Here is a 17990-nt window from a genome sequence, read left to right on the forward strand (position 1 = left end):
AGGCGGGATGGAGGCTCATTGCCGATCTCCCCGGCGCTTCCTAGGCTGCGGGACATGACGCTGACCGGGTACTCCCTGCCGCTGTCCCCGTCCGGAAGTTCCTCCTCCCTCACCTCGCCGCCCTGGTACTTCTCCGGCGAGGTGGTGATGGTCGACTACCGTGTCGACCCGGCCGCCGCCGCCCGCTTCCTGCCACCGGAGCTCGAACTCGGGCCCGATCCCGGGGCCGCGGCCGCGGTGTTCGCCGAGTGGCAGTGGTGCTCGGAGTCGGGCGCGGAGCTGGAGGACCCGGCGGGCAGCCGGTTCTCGGAGTTTCTGATCCTGCTGGGCTGCTCGTTCGGCGGGTCGCCGATGGCGCGCTGCCCGTACGCGTGGGTGGACCAGGCGGTGCCGTTGATGCGCGGCTGGGTCCAGGGCATGCCGAAGCAGTTCGGGTCGGTGCACCTGACCAGGCCGGTCCAGGTGGGCCGGGCGGGGCCACGCATGGCCGCGGGCGGACGCTTCAGCGCCAGCCTCGCCGTACGCGACCGGCGGGTGGCCGAGGTGGCGGTGACGCTCGCCGAACGGGCCGAGCCGCCGCACCTGCACACGGTGCCGCTGGTGCACAACCGGCACTTCCCGGCCTGGGTGCCGGGCGAGAAGCCGCTGCACCAGCTCGTCGCCTCGTCGGTGCGGGACGTGGAGTTCGGGCCGGTGTGGCGCGGCGCGGGCGCGTTCCGGCTGCTGCCCGGCGCGGACGAGGACCTCGCCTCGCTGGCCCCGGTCGAGGTCGGCGCCGGATACGCCTTCAGCTACGCCGAGACGCTGGTGAGCGGCCGCCGCCTGGGCTGACCGCCCACGCACGGCCGCCGGCTGCGCTGGGCGCACGCGCTGGGCGGCTGAGTGCACGCGCGGGCCCCGGGACGGAACACCGTCCCGGGGCTTTTCCCTGCTCAACGTCAGAAGAACACCACCGTGCCCGCGTGCACCCGGCGGCGGAACGTCCACCACATCCACGCCTGCATCGCCGCCAGCACCGGCACGATGACGACGAGGAAGCCGCTCAGCACGCTCAGCGTCGCCGGGTCCGCGGTGACGTCCGTCAGGCCACCGGCCAGGCGCAGGCTCGCCAGCACCGCCGGTACGGCCGCCGCGAACGAGGTCAGCGCGACGGCACTGCCGTACCGGGACTTGGCGAGGGCGGCGGGGGCAGCCCAGAGCGCGGCGGCGGCGAGCAGCCCGAGCAGGACGACCGGCACGGTCGTGGCGATCCCGCCGGGGCCGGGTACGGCGAGCTGGGCGAGGGAGGCGAGCGCGAGCAGCCCGGCGGCGGGGCGCGACAGGCGGGTGGCCGTGGCGGTGGCGCGGGCGGCGAGGTCGGCGGGCAGGCGGGCGGCCAGGAAGACGGCGCCGTGCGTGGTGAACAGCAGCACCATCACCACCGCCCACACCGCGGCGTTGATCCCGGCCACGAGCCAGCGGTCGGTCAACGGCGGCGGGCCGGTCAGCAGCGCGCCCACGAGCAGCCCCCAGAAGACGGCGAACACGCCGCTCGACCCGCCCAGCATCGCGTCCCATCCGGCGCGCCAGCGCGGCGACGGGCGGCGGCTGCGGAACCAGATCGCCGCGTCGCGCACCACCCAGATGAGCAGCCCGGCCACGATGAGCAGGTAGAGGCCGCCGAGCAGGTGGTCCTTCATCAGCGGGAAGGCGCCGGCGAGCACGCCGCCGACGGCCACCAGCCACACCTCGTTGCCCAGGAAGAAGGGGCCGATGGAGGTGAGGACGGCCCGCCGCTCGTACTCGCCGCCGCCGAGGCGGCGCAGCAGCAGCCCGGCGCCGATGTCGAACCCGTCCACGACGAAGTATCCGGCGAACAGCAGGCCCAGCAGGATCGGCCAGAGAAGGTCCATGGTCTGCTCCTTCAGAAGCTGTGGGCAGAGGCGGGCTTGGCCACCTGGTCGAGGGTGGAGCCGAACAGCTCGTCGTCCGGGCCTTTCCGGACGAAGCGCGCGATCAGCACGTAATCCACGACCGCCAGCGTGCCGAGCACCAACGTGAACCCGACGAAGGAGATCAACACGACGGCGGCCGGGAGATCGGAGACGGCCTTGTCGGTGGTCAGCAGGCCGTAGACGGTCCACGGCTGACGGCCCACCTCCCGCACCAGCCAGCCGGAGATCACCGCGATGAACGGCAGCGGGACCATGATCAGGAGAACGTAGAGCGGGAAGCGCAGCCGTACCACCCAATTGCGGAACAACAGGATGAGGCAGACGAGCAGGATGAGCGCCATGATGAAGGCGCTGTTCATCATGATCTGGTACGGCACGCCGATCCACCCGGGCGGCGCCCAGTCACCGGGCCCGAACTGCTGCTCCATGGCCTGTTGCGCCGCCGCCATCCGTTCCGGCTCGCCGTACATCTGGGCGAGCTTGGCCGGTTGGGTCTTCTCGATCACGACTTCCTGCAGGAAGCCCCAGTGGATGATCGAGAACGCGCCGATCGGGGCGGCGATCAGCCCCCAGCGCATCGACCGGCGGAAGACCTCCACCTCCTGGGTGCGCTTGATGAAGTGGTAGGCGCTGATCCCGGCGACGAACAGCCCTCCGGCCAGCACGGCCGCGGAGATCACGTGCAGCAGCGTGTCGATGAGGTTGCTGTTGGCGAGAAGCGCGCCGAAGTCGGTGAGGTGGGCCTGGTCGCCGCGCATCTCGTAGCCCACAGGATGCTGCAGGAACGCGTTCGCGACCATGATCCAGAAGGCTGAGGCGTACGCGGTGAGCGCCACCAGCCAGATCAGCGTCAGGTGGACGCCCTTGCGGATCCGGTCCCAACCGAAGATCCACATGCCGAGGAAGGTGGCCTCGGCGACGAACGCGATGAGTGTCTCCAGGGCCAGCGGCACGCCGAAGACGTTGCCCGTCACCTTCGACAGGCCGCTCCAGTTCAGCCCGAACTGGAACTCCATCACCAGGCCCGTGACGATGCCGACCGCGTAGTTGACGACGTAGATCTTGCCCCAGAACTTCGTCATGCGGCGGTAGACCGGGTTCCCGGTGATCGTGTAGGCGGTCTGCATGCCCGCCACGAACAGCACCAGCCCCAGCGTCAGCGTGACGAAGAGGAAGTGGATCGAGGTCGTCGTCGCGAACTGCAGCCTCGACAACAGCAGGTTGTCCATGGTTCACCAGCCTGTCAGTCCAGGTCGGAAGGGGGCGTCCGCCGCAGGGAGGCTTCTGCGCCTACCCCGGCGGACGCAGTGGGCGCGGCCGTCTACTCCCCCGGCTGTAGGCGGCTGTTGACCAGATCGATGAACTCGCTCGGCAGCTTCACGCCGCCGACCTCGTCGTCGCCGAGCTTGACGCCGAACTCGCGCTCGACGCGCACGGTCATCTCCAGTACGGCCAGCGAGTCGTAGTCGAGGTCGGCGAAAGGCGTGTCGAGGATGTCGCCGTCCAGGTCGACGGCCTCTCCCTCACCCGCGGCCTCCCTCATGATGCGCCGCAGGTCGTCCAGGGTGAACACGGTCATGGTCGCTCCCTTTCTTCGGTGGGGTGGGCAGTTTGAGCAGAAGGGTGGCCAGCAGCCCGACGCCCGCGCAGACGGCGGCGGCGAGCAGGACCAGCGTGAGCGCCGAGCCGTAGCCGCCGGTGACCGCCGTGCGCAGCGCCTCGGGCAGCGCGCTGACCGTCTCCGGGTCGCCGGCGGCGGTCACGGCCCGGGTGAGCTGGTCCTGCGGCACGCGGGCGGCCAGTTCGGCCCCCAGCCGCGCCTGGAAGGCGCCGCTGAGCGCGGCCAGGCCGAGCGTGCCGCCGAGCTGGCGGCTGAGCGACTGCAGCCCGATCGCCGAGCCGAGGTCCCGGCGCGGCGCGTGGTTCATGACGGCCACGGAGTAGACCTGGAAGATCAGCGCCAGCCCGACGCCGAACACGAGCGCGCCGGCCAGCATCGCCGCCCCCTCCGCCACCGCCAGCGCGACCAGCCCGCCGGTCAGCAGCACGCCGCCGAGCACGGCGAACAGCTGGGGCCGTCCGGCGCGGGCCATGAACGAGCTGAGGCCCAGGGAGACGATCAGTGACCCGGCGGTGAGCGGCATGAGCGCAAGACCGGCCCCGGTCGCCGACTCGCCGCGGGCCACCATGAGCAGCGGCAGGAAGGTGACCGCCGCGAACATCGTGAGACCGGTGACGAAGCCCTGGACGTTCGCGACGACGAGCACCGGGTCGCGGAAGAGCCGCAGCGGGATGATCGGCTGCTCGGCCCGCCGTTCGACCCGCAGCCAGGCGATCACCAGCACGATCGCGGCGGCGCCGAGCCCGACGACGACCGGCGAGCCCCACGCGTAGGCGACGCCCGCCCAGCTGCTGACCAGCACCAGGCAGGTGCAGACGCCGCCGAGCAGCGCCGCGCCCAGGTAGTCGATGCGCACCCGCGTCTCGGGCCGGGGCAGCAGGCGGGTCCTGGCGATGAGCGCGACCGAGATCAGCGCCACCGGCACGGTCAGCCAGAACGTCCAGCGCCAGTTGATCCAGTCGGTGATGAGGCCGCCCAGGAACGGGCTGATCGCCGCCGAGGCGTTGAGCGTTGTGGCGAACCAGATCTGGTAGCGCATGCGCTGCTCGGGGCTGAGCAGTTCGGCGTAGATAGCCATGGCCGAGACCATGAGGCCGCCCGCGCCGACGCCCTGGACGATGCGGAACAGCACGAGCTGCGGCATCGACTGGGCCAGCGCGCACAGCACCGACCCGGCGGTCAGCAGGGCCAGCGCCAGGATGAAGACCTGCTTGCGGCCGAGGACGTCGCTGAGCTTGCCGTACAGCGGGGTGGTGACGGTGGAGGCGAGCACCGCGCCGGTGGTGACCCAGGCGAACAGGTCCAGCCGCCCGAACTCGCCCACGATCGCGGGCATCGCCGTCGCGGTGATGTTGAGGTCCACCATCGCCAGGAACTGCGCCAGCGCCACGGCGACCAGCGGCAGCGCCACACCCTGGCGGCGGGTCCCGGCGTTCACCATGGCCGCTCCTCTTCCTCCGCGCGTTCCTCCTCGGGCACCGGGAACCAGATCCAGAACACTCCGGCCCTGGCGATCTGCTCCAGCAGGTGCATGACCACTCCCCTCACCGCGTCGCCCGGCACAGGACGCGCGCCAGCGCGTCCGGCAGTTCATCGGGCGAGCTGCCGCGCCAGGCCACGATCCCGTCCGGCCGCACCAGTACCGCCCCGTCCCGCTCCACGCCGTGGCGCGCGCCGAACTCCGGCGCCCGCACGACGTGCACCTCGAGATCCGGTACGGCCGCGCGCCAGCGTTCACCGGAGTCCCCGGTCAGCAGGCACGGCTCCCGCCCGAACAGGTCGAGCGTCGAGCGGCCGTCGCCCAGCGGGACATGCGGCGCCCGGGTGCCCGGCTCGCCCGCCGGTTCGGCGTAGTCGCCCTCGCCGTAGCGGAAGCCCAGCGTGAGCGTCAGGTCGTCGAGCAGCCCCGCGTCGGCGGCCGGGCGGCCGAAGCCGGTTCCCGAGGTGACCCTGCGCAGGCACTGCTCGACGGTGAACTCCGCCACCGGGGCGCGCTCGGCCTCGTAGGTGTCGAGCAGTTCGGGTCCGGCCTTGCCGCGCAGCACGTGGGCGAGCTTCCAGGCCAGGTTGTGCGCGTCCTGGATGCCGGTGCTGGCGCCGAAGCCGCCGACCGGTGGCATCACGTGGACCGCGTCCCCGGCGAGGAACACGCGGCCTTCGCCGTACCGGGTGGCCGACAGTGCCGACAGCTCCCACGACTGGGTGTCGAGGATGCGCACCGGCAGTCCCGGCGCCCCGATCGCCGCCCTGACGAGCTGGACGCAGCGGGGCCACGGGTAGTCGGCCGAGCTCTGGCCCTTGGCCGGGTCGTACTGGATGTAGAGCGTTCCCTGCGTGAGCGTGTCGTCGTGGACGAGCAGCCCTTCGACGGCGTCGTTGACCACCTGGCAGATGGCGAAGCGGCGCTCGCCCAGGTACTCGCGCAGATCGGCCTTGAACACGATGCTGAGCTGGCGCAGCAGCGCGGGCGTGCCCTTGAGCTCGATGCCGAGGCGCTGCCTGACGCGGCTGCGCACCCCGTCCGCGCCGATCAGGTACCGGGCCCTGATCCGCTCCGCCGAGCCGTCGCCGCGGCTGCGCACGGTCGCGGTGACGCCGTCGCCGTCCTGCTCGAAGGCCGACAGCTCGACGCCGAAGTCGACCCGCGCGCCAAGCGCCACCGCGTGCTCGCGCAGCAGCGGCTCCAGCCGGTCCTGGCTGCACAGCGCCCACGGCGACGGGCTGAGCCGGTCGAGGTCGGTGGCGGTGGGCAGATCGGCGCGGAACATCTCCTCGCCGGTCAGGCTCTCCACGCGGGCCCGCATCGTGTGCCCGGCGAAACCCTTGCTGGCCTCCAGTACGGCCGGCTCCAGGCCGACCTGGCGCAGCAGTTCGACCGCGCGCGGGTTGAAGCCGCGCGCCCTCGGATGGATGGACAGGTCGGCGCGGCGCTCCACCACCCGGCAGGAGACGCCGTGCCAGGCCAGGAAGGCGGCGGCCGACAGGCCGACCACGCCGCCGCCGACGATCAGGACCTCGGTCTCGCTCATGGCTTGCGGGCGGTGATGAGCGTGTTGTGCGTGCCGAGCTCGGCCTCGGTCAGCCCGGTGAACCCGGCTTTCTCCAGCCAGGAGCGGCAGTCGGCACGCTTGTACTCGGAGCCGTGCGGCGTGACCATGAGCATGTTGAGGCTGGTCAGCAGCGCTCCCGCCGGGCCCTGCCGATCGTCGTCGATCATCGGGTCGCAGATCAGCAGCACGCCGCCGGACGGCAGCGCGGAGAAGGCGGCGGCCACGAGCTGCTCACGCTCGCTCACCCCCCAGTCGTGCAGCACGTGGCTCATGACCAGCGCCTGCGCGCCCGGCATCGGGTCCTCGAAGAAGTTGCCCGGGTGGAAGGTGATCTTCCCGGAGAGCCCGAGCTGGGTCATGTGCTCGTGGAAGACCGGCTCGACGCCGGGCAGGTCCATGACGCCCGCCTCGATGTGCGGGTGGCCGCGCAGGATCGCCGCGGCCAGGTTGCCGCGCGCCCCGCCCACGTCGACCACCGAGGTGACCGTGGACCAGTCGAACGCCTCGGCCAGCACCGGGCCGATCATGCCGTTGAGGTAGTCCATGCCGGCGGTGAAGTTCCGCCAGGCGGCCGTGGTGCGGTACTGCTCGGTGAACATCTGCGCGCCGGAGCCCCACCGGTTCTGCGGCTCGCCGGTGCGCAGGGCGTCGATGAGCTGGTTCCAGCGGGCGTCGGCCGCGTTCAGGAAGGCGCCCACGTAGGAGGCGCGGTCGGAGTTGAGGTAGTGCTCGGCCAGCGGGGTGTTGTGGTAGATCTCCCCGTCGCGGCTGAGCACGCCGAGCGCGACGAGCGTGTCGAAGAAGTCGCGGGCGCCGCGTGGATGCAGCTCCAGGCGTTTGGCCAGTTCGTCGGACGAGGCGGGCGCGCCGGACAGGGTGGTGAAGACGCCGAGCTCGGCCGCCGTCAGCACCGTCTTGCGGCTGAAGTAGGCCGTGCCCAGGCGCCACAGCGGCTCTGCGCTGACGGCGGGCGCGGTCATCTCGCTGGTCATACGGGACCTCCATCGGTGGTGAGCTGGAAGGACGGGTTTGCGGGGCCCGGTCGCAACCGGGCGGCGATGCGGGTGCGGGCCAGCGCGAGCGCGGCCGCGACGAGAAGGGGCAGGATCGTGAGCACGAGGAAGTAGCCGGGCCCGGGGCCCTGCGCGGCCTGCGGTCCGGCGCCGCCGGGCATGGCCAGCCGCGCCAGCTGGCCGCCGACGACGGCGCCGACCGCCCCGGCCAGCCACCACAGCCCCATGAGCTGGCTGGTGGCCCCGGCCGGCGCGACCATGGCGGTCACCCCGAGCCCGACCGTGCCGATGATCAGTTCGGCGATCGACAGCGTCAGGTAGACCACGACCAGCCACAGCGGCGAGGCCGCCGGGCTCTGCGCGGCGAAGACCATGAGCAGGAAGCTGCCGGCCGCGATCACCAGCCCAGCCGCCAGCTTCACCGGTACGGCCAGCCGCCCCGCCGGCCCGCCCCACACCCGCGCCAGCACCGGCGCGGCCAGCAGCACGAACAGCGGATGCAGCGACTGGAACCAGCTCGCCGGCACCAGGAACCCGCCCACCTGCCGGTCGGTCGAGACGGCGGCGAAGTGGTTGAGCACCGAGTTGCTCTGGCTGACCAGCAGGAACAGCACGGCCGTGGTGAGGAAGACCCAGGCGTAGGCGCGCAGCCGTACCCGCTCGTCGGCCGACGCCCGTTTGAGGATCATCCGCGAGTACGGCAGCGGCGCGACGAGCACCAGCAGACCCACCACGGCCACGAGCACCTCCACCCGCAGCACCCCTTGGACGGCGGCGGCGATCAGCCCCGCCGCCACGACGGCCACGACCACGGCGCTCCACAGCCGCAACCGGCGCAGCGTGGCCGGATCGGCGGGCTGGCCGGGCTCGCGCCCGAGTTCGCCGAAGTGCCTGCGGCCCCGGGCGAAGACGGCGATGCCGATGCCCATCCCGATCGCGGCCGTGCCGAAGCCGAGGTGCCAGTCGACGGTCTCGCCCACGAAGCCGGTGATCAGCGGCGCGAGCAGCGCGCCGACCTGGATGCTGACGAAGAAGACGGAGAACGCCGCCTCCCGCTCGGCCGCCTGTCCGGGCGGGTAGAACGAGCCGAGCAGCGCGGAAAGGTTGGGTTTGAGCAGGCCGGTACCGGCCGCGATCAGCGTGATGCCGAGGTAGAACGTCGCCTCGGCCGGGACCACCAGCGTGAGGTGGCCGCAGGCGATGAGGATCGCGCCGTACAGGACCGCGCGCTGCGGCCCGAAGACCCGGTCGCCCAGCCAGCCGCCCGGCACCGAGGCGACGAACGTGGCCGAGATGTAGAGCCCGACCAGGGCGCCCGCGCTGCCGGGAGGCATGCCGAGCCCGTCGGTACTGGTCGCGTAGAGGAAGAGGATGGCCATCATCCCGAAGAAGCTGAATCGCTCCCACAGGTCGGTCATGAACAGCGTGCTGAACCAGCGCGGCTGTCGCCAGGGAAGCAGCGATGGCGCCATGGGCATCCACTCCCGTCGCTCGGGGGCCGGTCCGTCGGCAGCGATGCTGGCACCCGGATCTTGTGCCGGGTTTGTGTCTCCTTGGTGCCCGAGTCGTCTCCAGCGCCGCTCAACGTCCGCACGACGGCCGCCCGGTATGGCTGGGGGATGCGCAGATTCCCCTTCGTCCCCCGCTGCCCCGGCGAGCCGGCGCCCGAGTTCGAGCAGCTCAGGCGGGAGGAGCCGGTGAGCAAGGTGACCTTCCCGACCGGCGACACCGCCTGGCTGGTCACCACCTACGAGGACAACAAGACCGTGATGGGCGACCAGCGCTTCAGCCGGGCCCACACCACCCGGCCGGGCGCGCCCCGCCTGCAGCCGATCCCGCCGGACCCGAACTCGATGTTCAGCATGGACCCGCCCGAGCACACGCGGCTGCGCCGGCTGGTCTCACCGGCCTTCAACAACCGCAGGACCGCCGCGCTGCGCCCGGTCATCGAGCGCGAGGTGGACCTGCTCGTCGGCGCGCTGAAGGAGGCCGGGCCGCCCGCCGACCTGGTGTCGCTGTTCGCCAGGCGGCTGCCGATCACCGTCATCTGCGAGCTGCTCGGCGTGCCCGCCGCCGACCGCGACACCATCGCGGGCTTCGTGGACGTCCTGCTCAGCCTCACCCAGTACCCGCCCGAGCAGGTCGCGGCCACCCGGGCCGAGCTCAAGCGCTACCTGGCCGGGCTGATCGCCGACCGGCGCGCCGACCCGCGCGACGACCTGGTCAGCGAGCTGATCGCCATGCGCGACTCCGGTGACCGGCTCAGCGAGGACGAACTGGTCATGCTCGGCGCCACCGTGCTGACCGGCGGCTTCCTCAGCACCGCCAGCGAGATCGCGCTGTCGTTCCTGTGCCTGTTCCGCCACCCCGCCGAGCTGGAACGGCTGCGCGCCGACCCCGGCCTGCTGCCGTCCGCCGTGGACGAGCTGCTGCGCTACAACGCCCTCACCACCGGCGGCGGCCTCCTGCGGATCGCCACCGAGGACGTGAAGCTGGGCAACGTGACCATCGCCGCCGGCGAGGCCGTGCTGCCCGCGATCTCCTCGGCCAACCGGGACCCGAGCGTCTTCCACGACCCGGACGTGTTCGACATCGGCCGCGAGGACAACCCCCACCTCACCTTCGGCCACGGCATGCACTACTGCCTGGGCGCGCGCCTGGCCCGGCTGGAGCTGGAGATCGCGCTGGCCGGGATGCTGCGTGGCCTGCCCACGGTACGGCTGGCCGTACCGGTGGAGGAGCTGCGTCCGCAGGGCGGGCACCTCATCCGCGGCCTGCCCGAGCTGCCCGTGACCTGGTGAGGTTCTTCAGAGCCTTCTGCGGGGCGTGACCAGGCCGGACTCGAAGGCGATCACCACGAGCTGCGCCCGGTCGCGCGCGCTCAGCTTGATCATGGCCCGGCTGACGTGGGTCTTGGCGGTGGCCGGGCTGACCACCATGCGCTCGGCGATCTCCTTGTTGGACAGGCCGGCGGCGACCAGCGCGACCACCTCGCGCTCGCGGTCGGTCAGCACGTCCAGCTCGGGCGTCGGACGGTCCTCCGTCGACTTGGCGGCGTACTCGTCGATCAGGCGCCTGGTCACGCCGGGGGTGAGCAGGGCCTCGCCCCCGGCCACCACCCGGATCGCCTGCAGCAGCATGGCCGGCTCGGTGTCCTTGACCAGGAAGCCGCTGGCGCCGGCGCGCAGGCTCTTGAAGACGTACTCGTCCAGCTCGAAGGTGGTCAGGATGACCACGCGCACCCCGTCCAGGCGGGGGTTCTCGGCGATGCGGCGGGTGGCCTCGATGCCGTCCATCTCCGGCATGCGCACGTCCATGAGGACGATGTCGGGTCTTGACGTCGCGGCCAGTTCCAGCGCGCGACGGCCGTCGCTGGCCTCGCCGACGACCTCGATGTCCGGTTCGAAGTGCAGCAGCGCCCGCAGGCCCGCCCTGATCAGCGGCTGGTCGTCGGCCAGCACCACCCTGATCACGCCGCCAGCCCCCTCACCGGCAGCCGGGCCGCCACCAGGAAGCCGCCGCCGGGCGCGGGACCGGCGTCGAAGGCGCCGTTGAGCGACGCCGCGCGCTCGCGCATGCCCACCAGTCCGTTCCCCTCCCCGGGCGTGCCGCCCACGCCGTCATCGCGTACCTCCACCAGCAGCTCGCCGCCCGAGCAGCGCACCGACACCTCGGCGCGGGCCGCCCCGGCATGTTTGATGATATTGGTCAGAGCTTCCTGAACAATCCGGTAAACCGCTAGATCCACGGTTTTCGGGAGTGCGGGGCAGTCGGCGGGCAACGTGAGATCCACTTCGACGCCGCCGGATCTGGCCCGCCGTACCAGCTCGGGAAGGCGGTCCATGCCCGGTGCGGGCGCGAGCGGCTCCTCGGCCTCGTCCACGTCGCGCAGCACCCCGAGCGCGCCCCGCAGTTCCACCAGGACCTCCTTGCTCACCCGGCGGATGTCGCCGAGCGCCCGGCGGGCCTGCTCGGGATCGCGGTCGATGAGGTGCTCGGAGACGCCCGCCTGCAGGTTGATCACCGAGATGCTGTGGGCCAGCAGGTCGTGCAGTTCGCGGGCGATGCGCAGGCGCTCCTCGGTCACCCGCCGCCTGGCCTCCTCCTCGCGGGCGCGCTCGGCCTGGGCGACCCGCTCGCGCTCGGTGATCAGCTGTTCGCGCCGGTTACGCGACATCTCGCCCAGGATGAGGATCGCGACCAGCCAGGTCACGAACCACACCGTCCCCTGCACTCCCGGCGGGCGGGTGCCGAACCAGCCCAGCATCAGCGTGCCCACCAGCCAGACCAGCGCGCCCGCTCCTCCGAGCCTGCGGTAACCGGCGCTCATCACCGTGAACAACGCGATCGACGGCGGGATCGTCGACGCTCCCCCGGGGAAGTCGAGACCCTGGTATACCAGTGCACCGGCGACCACGGCCGCCACGGCCGTCGCGGGCGCCCTCTGCAGCAGCAGCAACGGCAGCGACATCGCCGTCAGCAGCAGAAAGCCCAGCCACAGCGGCAGCGAGCCGGGCGGCGACTCCCGCGCGATGAAGGCGGTCCCCACGATCGTGACCGCGATGACCGCCACCACCTGCGCGACGTCCATCGGGATTCGGCGGATCATACGCAACACTGTAGGCGCTAACCAACGCCACTCGACTGGGCCTGGAAGTCCGCACCAACGGGCTTTGGCAGTGTTGCGGGCATGAAGATCACCGCTAGTGATGTCGTCCCCAACAGGCGCAGAGGCGGCGACATCCGGGTCCTGCTCAGCCCGAAGACCGTGCGGAGCACCTCGGGCTTCATGGGGGTGCTCAGGCTCGCGCCCGGCGAGTTCGTGGCCGAGCACTACCATCCCCACTCCGAGGAGTTCCTTTACGTCGTCCGCGGCACGCTCACCATGCGCGTGGAGGACGAGTCGGTCGAGCTCGGCCCCGGCGACGGCCTGATGGTGCCCATCGGCGCCAAGCACCGGCTCGTCAACACCGGCGCCGAGGAAGGCGAGGCCGTCTTCCACCTCAGCCCGCTCGCCCCCCGCCCGGAACTCGGCCATGTCGACACCGAGGAGCCGCCCCACGCTCACGAGTCCTCCCCCCAGGTAGGCGGGGCGCGACTGTGAGACGCCGGGTCGTGATCACCGGGATCGGCATGGTCACACCGGGGGGTGTGGGCACCAAGGCCACCTGGGAGATGCTCACCGCCGGACGCTCCGCCACCCGCCTCATCCAGGCCTTCGACGCGAGCGCCTTCCGCTCGCCGCTGGCCGCCGAGGTCGACTTCGACCCCGCCGCCGCGGGGCTCACCGCCCGCCAGGTACGCAGGATGGACCGCGCCGCCCAGTTCGCCGTCGTCAGCGCCCGCGAGGCACTGGCCGACAGCGGCCTGCCGGAGGTGGACCCCGGCCGGATCGGGGTCAGCCTCGGCAGCGCCGTCGGGTGCACGGTCAGCCTCGAAGAGGAGTACGTCGTGCTCAGCGACGCCGGCAAGCGCTGGCTGCTCGACCACGAGTACGGCGTGCCCCACCTGTACGGGCACATGGTGCCGAGCACGCTGGCCGTCGAGGTCGCCTGGGAGAGCGGGGCCGAAGGTCCCGTACAGCTCGTCTCCAACGGGTGCACCTCAGGGCTCGACGCCGTCGGGTACGGCGCGCAGCTCGTCGCCGAAGGCACGGTGGACGTGGCGATCGCCGGAGCCACCGACGCGCCCGTCTCACCGATCACCGTCGCGTGCTTCGACGCCATCAAGGCCACCACCGCCGACACCAGCGACCCCGCCGCCGCCTCCCGGCCCTTCGACCGGACGCGCAGCGGGTTCGTGCTCGGGGAGGGCGCGGCCGTACTCGTGCTGGAGGAGCTCGAAGCCGCACGGGCGCGCGGCGCGCACATCTACGCCGAAGTGGCCGGATACGCCGCGCGCAGCAACGCCTTCCACATGACCGGGCTCAAGCCCGACGGCAGGGAGATGGCCGAGGCCATCACCGTCGCCCTCGGCGAGGCCCGGCTCGACCCCACCGCCGTGGACTACATCAACGCCCACGGCTCGGGGACCAAGCAGAACGACCGCCACGAGACCGCCGCCTTCAAGCGCAGCCTCGGGCAACACGCCTACGAAGTGCCGGTCAGCTCGATCAAGTCCATGGTCGGACACTCGCTCGGGGCGATCGGCGCGATCGAGGTCGCCGCCTCCGCCCTCGCGATCGAGCACCAGATCGTCCCGCCCACGGCGAACCTGCACCACCCCGACCCGGAATGCGACCTGGACTACGTACCGCTGACGGCCCGCGACCACAGGACCGACGTGGTGCTGAGCGTCGGCAGCGGGTTCGGGGGGTTCCAGACCGCCATGGTGCTGGCCAAGCACGAGAAGGGAGATTCGTGAGGGAACGCCTCGGCGTCACGGGCATCGGCGTGGTCGCGCCGAACGGTACCACCACCGAAGAGTACTGGGCGGCCACTCTCGCCGGCCGCAGCGGCATCGGCCCGATCACCAGGTTCGACCCCGCCTCCTACCCGGCGCGGCTGGCCGGCGAGGTGCGCGGGTTCACCGCGCGCGAACTGCTGCCCAGCCGGATCACCACCCAGACCGACCACTGGACCCACATGGGCCTCGTGGCCGCCGACCGCGCCCTCGCCGACGCGGGGGTACGGCCGGCGGACCTGCCCGAGTACGAGATGACCGTCGTGACCGCGAGTTCGTCCGGCGGGACGGAGTTCGGGCAGAAGGAGATGACCGGGCTCTGGGGCAAGGGGCCCGACCACGTGGGCGCCTATCAGTCGATCGCGTGGTTCTACGCGGCGTCCACGGGACAGATCTCCATCCGCAACGGGATGCGTGGACCCTGCGCGGCGATCGCCACCGAACAGGCGGGCGGACTGGACGCGGTCGGGCAGGCGCGGCGGATGCTGCGCTCGGGGGCCCGGCTGGCGTTGGTCGGGGGTACCGACGCCTCCCTGTGCCCCTACGGTCTGGTCGCCCAGCTGTCCAACGGCGGGTTGAGCACCCAATCCGAGGCTTCTCGGGCTTATGTGCCGTTTGACGAGAAGGCATGTGGCTACGTGCCCGGGGAGGGCGGCGCGATGTTCACCGTCGAGCGCATCGACGGTGAACGCGGTGCCAGTGGGCGCGATCCTGGCGAGCCGATTTATGGCTATATAGCCGGATATGCCGCGACTTTCGATCCTCCCCCGGAGCGGGAGCGTCCGCCGACGCTGACCCGCGCCATCACGCTGGCCCTGGAGGACTCGGGACTGCGTCCGGACGAGATCGACGTCGTGTTCGCCGACGCCATGGGCCTGCCCGACGCGGACCGGGCCGAAGCGGACGCCCTGAACGCCGTTTTCGGTCCCCACAAAGTGCCGGTTACTGCGCCCAAAACCATGACCGGCCGTCTTTATGCCGGTGGCGCGGCATTAGACGTCGCAACAGCCCTGCTGAGCATGCGTGATGGTGTGATTCCGCCGACAGTGGGAACGACAGACCCCGTGCGATCTCTCGGTCTCGACCTCGTCCTCGGGCGGCCCCGCGAGCGCACCCTGCGCACAGCCTTGGTGGTGGCCCGCGGATTCGGCGGCTTCAACGCCGCCCTCGTGCTCACCAAGTGAATCGGGGAGCAGACAATACCAACACGGAATTGACAGCGCAACCAGACTTTCGACCGTTGCCATTCCTTGCCGGGTCTGCTTATTCTGAGTCAACTCCCATGCCAAATCGAAGATGGGCGGCGGCTTGCCTCCGCCCGTCTCCATGCGCTTCGATCCGCATTCAACGGGGTAGGTAAAATGCTGGAGTTCAAAGTTCTGGGGGCACTGGAAGTCCTTGATAACGGCCGTGTATGCACACCCACACCGCCCAAAGTCCTGCGCGTGCTGGCGCTGCTGCTCCTGCGCGCCAACCGCGTCGTCCCCATCGAGACCCTGGTCGAGGAATTGTGGGGCGACAACCCCGCGAGGACCGCGGTCACGACCACGCAGACGTACATCTACCAGGTCAGGAAACTCATCGACCGCGACCGGTCGGGCACCGACGAGGAACTCCTCGTCACCAAGTGGCCCGGCTACATGCTCCGGCTCCCCGCGGGGGCGCTGGACGCAGACAAGTTCGAGGCACTCGTCACGCGAGGCCGTACGCACCTGGAGCAGGGCCGCGCCGCAGAGGCGGCGCCGATATTGCACCAAGCGCTGAATTTGTGGACCGACTTACCGCTGGCGAATGTCCCGCAAGGCACCATTCTGGCGACGCACGCGCAAAGCCTAATGGAACAACGCCTACGCGCGATCGAACTACGCATCCAAGCGGACAGCCAATTGGGCCGCCACGTGGAACTCATCGGGGAGCTGCGCGAGCTGATAGCTGAGTACCCATTCAATGAATGGTTGCATGAGCAGCTGATTTCCGCGTTGAATCACGCCGGACGGCGAAGTGACGCTTTGCTGGCATACCAAGAGATTCGGTCGACATTGCACACGGAACTGGGCCTGGAACCATCGACCCAGCTCCAGCGCCTGCAGCACGAGGTCCTGTCCAACCAACCGGTCCGCGTACCCAGGCTGAAAGCCTAGCCGAAACGCCGGCCGTACCGGCGGGACGTCAGGATTTCGTGCAATCCCGCAACACCCGCGCGAGCGCCCCCTCGCGCACCCACAACTGAACAGCACGCGCGCCACACCCGGGAGTCAAAGCACACCACGACCCCCGCGCACGAAGACCCTCGGCAGGACCCGCGCAGCGCCCCCGCACCCCCCACCGCGGACGCAGCGCCCAGCGCACCCCCTCGCCGGCCATGCCGCGAGCACCCCCAGCATCCCCTCACCCGCGCACCCCTCACGCGCACCACCCCACCCCGCGCACCACCACCCGCGCAAGCGCCCCAGTGCGCCAAGCCTCACCGGCCCCGCCGCGCGCACCTCTCGTGCGCAGCGCCACCCGCACAAAGCGCCCCCGCGCGCAGCGCCACCCGCACAAAGCACCCCCGCGCGCAGCGCCACCCGCACAAAGCACCCCCCTGCGCAGCGCCACCCGCACAAAGCACCCCCCTGCGCCAAGCCTCGCCGGACTGCCGCGCATCCCCTGAAGCACCCCGCGCGCCGAGCCTCGCCGCGCGCGCCCGCGAGCACTCCCCCGCGCAAATCCTTGGTCGGTCCTGCCACGAGCACCGCACCCTCTCGCAACCCCACCGCAGCCACCCTGGTAACGCTCGGTTTGCGTGCCCTCGCACCCTCAGTGCCATGCCTTGCCAACGCTTCCGGCCCGCTGGCACCCCTGGGCACGGTTCGGCTCCCGCAAGCGCTCACGGGCCCGGAAGGGCAGAAGCTGCAGCGGATCGTCCGGCGAGGCTTGCATGTTCCGGTCGTTCAGGTCGATCCGTCGGAGTGGCCGGGTGGGCTGATGGCGCGCCGGTGGACGGCGGTGCTGAGGTATTTGAGGCCCGAGTCGACGAGGAGGGTGGCGACGCGGGCGTGCGGCCCGAGTCGCTGTCCCACCCGGATCGCGGCGACGACGTTGGCGCCGGAGGAGGTCCCGGTGAACAGCCCTTCCTCGCGGGCCAGGCGCCGGGCCATGGCCTGCGCGTCAGGTGTCGAGACGGCCAGGATCTGGTCCACGATCTCGGGGTCCCACATCGGCGGCGTGTATCCGATCCCGATGCCTTCGATGGCGTGGGCACCGGCTCCCCCACCGGACAGCACCGCGGATTCGCCGGGCTCGACGGCGACGATGGTGATCCCGGGATGGTGGCGGCGCAGCACCGTGGCCACGCCACGCAGCGACGCCGCGGTGCCGATCGACTGGACGAACGCGTCGACCCGGCCGGCGGTCTGGTCCCAGATCTCGCTACCCATCGGGTGGTAGCCGGCGATGCTGTCGGTGTTGGTGAGCTGATCGGTCCAGTAGGTGCCGGGCTGACGGCTCATCGTCCGCGCCGTGTCGATCATGCGCTCGATGAGGTCCCTGGTGACCAGGCCGCCGACGCTGGGCAGGACCGTCAGGTCCGCGCCGAAGGCCGCCATCTGGGTCAGCTTGTCGTCGCTGAAGGCATCGGACGTGACGACGCGCAGGCGGTAACCCCGAGCGGCGCACACCAGTGCGAGCGACGCACCGGTGCTGCCACCGGTGTACTCGACAACGGTGTCCCCGGGTCGCAGCCTGCCGTCCTGCTCGGCGCGGCTGATCATGGCCAGCGCCATGCGGTCCTTCATGCTCCCGGTCGGGTTCTGCCCTTCGATCTTGACCAGGATCGTGGCGCAGTCGGCCGGCACGACGTGGCGCAGCCGAACCAGTGTCGTGTTGCCGATCGCCGCCAGGACGCCGTCGTTGATATCCATACCGATGATCATCAGTCCGCCTGGCGTCCGGCTCCAGTTCAAAAACTGAACCGGCGGCGCCTACGATG

16 protein-coding genes are annotated in these 17990 nt (G+C 71.2%); 6 read left to right on the forward strand and 10 right to left on the reverse strand.

Annotation, left to right across the window (positions count from 1 at the left end; all coding sequences use genetic code 11):
* The first annotated feature begins 54 nt into the window (after window positions 1-54).
* The gene (gene mppR / locus ACFWYW_RS24720; RefSeq protein WP_379618188.1) at window positions 55-831 is read left to right on the forward strand and encodes an enduracididine biosynthesis enzyme MppR; all 777 of its coding nucleotides are present in this window, start codon (window positions 55-57) and stop codon (window positions 829-831) included.
* A gap of 107 nt (window positions 832-938) precedes the next feature.
* Here mppR and ACFWYW_RS24725 read toward each other — a convergent pair whose 3' ends face one another.
* From ACFWYW_RS24725 to ACFWYW_RS24755, 7 genes are all read right to left on the reverse strand, one after another.
* The gene (locus tag ACFWYW_RS24725) at window positions 939-1892 is read right to left on the reverse strand and encodes a cytochrome d ubiquinol oxidase subunit II (protein WP_379618186.1); all 954 of its coding nucleotides are present in this window, start codon (window positions 1890-1892) and stop codon (window positions 939-941) included.
* Between the two features lie 11 nt (window positions 1893-1903).
* Window positions 1904-3163 (reverse strand): cytochrome ubiquinol oxidase subunit I, encoded by a 1260-nt coding sequence (locus ACFWYW_RS24730; protein ID WP_379618184.1) that lies wholly within the window; start codon window positions 3161-3163, stop codon window positions 1904-1906.
* A gap of 92 nt (window positions 3164-3255) precedes the next feature.
* Window positions 3256-3513 carry an acyl carrier protein gene (locus tag ACFWYW_RS24735; RefSeq protein WP_379618182.1) on the reverse strand — a complete coding sequence of 86 codons (258 nt, stop codon included), beginning with the start codon at window positions 3511-3513 and terminating at the stop codon, window positions 3256-3258.
* Entirely contained in the window at window positions 3458-4996 is a 1539-nt protein-coding gene (locus ACFWYW_RS24740; protein ID WP_379618180.1) for an MFS transporter, read from the reverse strand. Before ACFWYW_RS24740 ends, ACFWYW_RS24735 begins: the two co-directional genes overlap by 56 nt.
* Before the next feature lie 103 nt (window positions 4997-5099).
* Window positions 5100-6584, reverse strand: a complete 1485-nt coding sequence (locus ACFWYW_RS24745; protein WP_379618178.1) for an FAD-dependent monooxygenase — start codon at window positions 6582-6584, stop codon at window positions 5100-5102.
* Window positions 6581-7597 carry a methyltransferase gene (locus ACFWYW_RS24750; RefSeq protein WP_379618176.1) on the reverse strand — a complete coding sequence of 339 codons (1017 nt, stop codon included), beginning with the start codon at window positions 7595-7597 and terminating at the stop codon, window positions 6581-6583. The genes ACFWYW_RS24745 and ACFWYW_RS24750 overlap by 4 nt, the downstream gene beginning before the upstream one ends.
* Window positions 7594-9090, reverse strand: a complete 1497-nt coding sequence (locus tag ACFWYW_RS24755; RefSeq protein WP_379618174.1) for a peptide MFS transporter — start codon at window positions 9088-9090, stop codon at window positions 7594-7596. Before ACFWYW_RS24755 ends, ACFWYW_RS24750 begins: the two co-directional genes overlap by 4 nt.
* Before the next feature lie 147 nt (window positions 9091-9237).
* Here ACFWYW_RS24755 and ACFWYW_RS24760 point away from each other — a divergent pair, with 147 nt between their 5' ends.
* Window positions 9238-10419: a cytochrome P450 gene (locus tag ACFWYW_RS24760; protein WP_379618172.1), complete on the forward strand. Its 1182-nt coding sequence runs from the start codon at window positions 9238-9240 to the stop codon at window positions 10417-10419.
* A 6-nt stretch (window positions 10420-10425) separates the two neighbouring features.
* Here the strand turns inward: ACFWYW_RS24760 and ACFWYW_RS24765 are convergent, their stop codons facing one another.
* Both ACFWYW_RS24765 and ACFWYW_RS24770 read right to left on the reverse strand, forming a co-directional pair.
* Complete coding sequence (locus ACFWYW_RS24765; protein WP_379618171.1) at window positions 10426-11091, reverse strand: response regulator; 666 nt, start codon at window positions 11089-11091, stop codon at window positions 10426-10428.
* The gene (locus ACFWYW_RS24770) at window positions 11088-12227 is read right to left on the reverse strand and encodes a sensor histidine kinase (protein WP_379618169.1); all 1140 of its coding nucleotides are present in this window, start codon (window positions 12225-12227) and stop codon (window positions 11088-11090) included. The genes ACFWYW_RS24765 and ACFWYW_RS24770 overlap by 4 nt, the downstream gene beginning before the upstream one ends.
* Window positions 12228-12308: 81 nt before the next feature.
* Here ACFWYW_RS24770 and ACFWYW_RS24775 point away from each other — a divergent pair, with 81 nt between their 5' ends.
* From ACFWYW_RS24775 to ACFWYW_RS24790, 4 genes are all read left to right on the forward strand, one after another.
* Window positions 12309-12722, forward strand: a complete 414-nt coding sequence (locus ACFWYW_RS24775) for a cupin domain-containing protein (protein WP_379618167.1) — start codon at window positions 12309-12311, stop codon at window positions 12720-12722.
* A complete protein-coding gene (locus ACFWYW_RS24780) occupies window positions 12719-13981 on the forward strand; it encodes a beta-ketoacyl-[acyl-carrier-protein] synthase family protein (protein WP_379618165.1) in 1263 nt (420 codons plus the stop codon). The genes ACFWYW_RS24775 and ACFWYW_RS24780 overlap by 4 nt, the downstream gene beginning before the upstream one ends.
* A complete protein-coding gene (locus tag ACFWYW_RS24785; protein WP_379618163.1) occupies window positions 13978-15204 on the forward strand; it encodes a ketosynthase chain-length factor in 1227 nt (408 codons plus the stop codon). Before ACFWYW_RS24780 ends, ACFWYW_RS24785 begins: the two co-directional genes overlap by 4 nt.
* A 177-nt stretch (window positions 15205-15381) precedes the next feature.
* Window positions 15382-16161: a BTAD domain-containing putative transcriptional regulator gene (locus tag ACFWYW_RS24790; protein WP_379618161.1), complete on the forward strand. Its 780-nt coding sequence runs from the start codon at window positions 15382-15384 to the stop codon at window positions 16159-16161.
* 792 nt (window positions 16162-16953) lie between these two features.
* Here ACFWYW_RS24790 and ACFWYW_RS24795 read toward each other — a convergent pair.
* On the reverse strand, window positions 16954-17922 hold the full coding sequence (locus ACFWYW_RS24795) for a PLP-dependent cysteine synthase family protein (protein WP_379618159.1): 969 nt from the start codon (window positions 17920-17922) through the stop codon (window positions 16954-16956).
* Between the last annotated feature and the right edge of the window lie 68 nt (window positions 17923-17990).

This window comes from Nonomuraea sp. NPDC059023 (genome assembly GCF_042740095.1).
Classification (GTDB): domain Bacteria; phylum Actinomycetota; class Actinomycetes; order Streptosporangiales; family Streptosporangiaceae; genus Nonomuraea.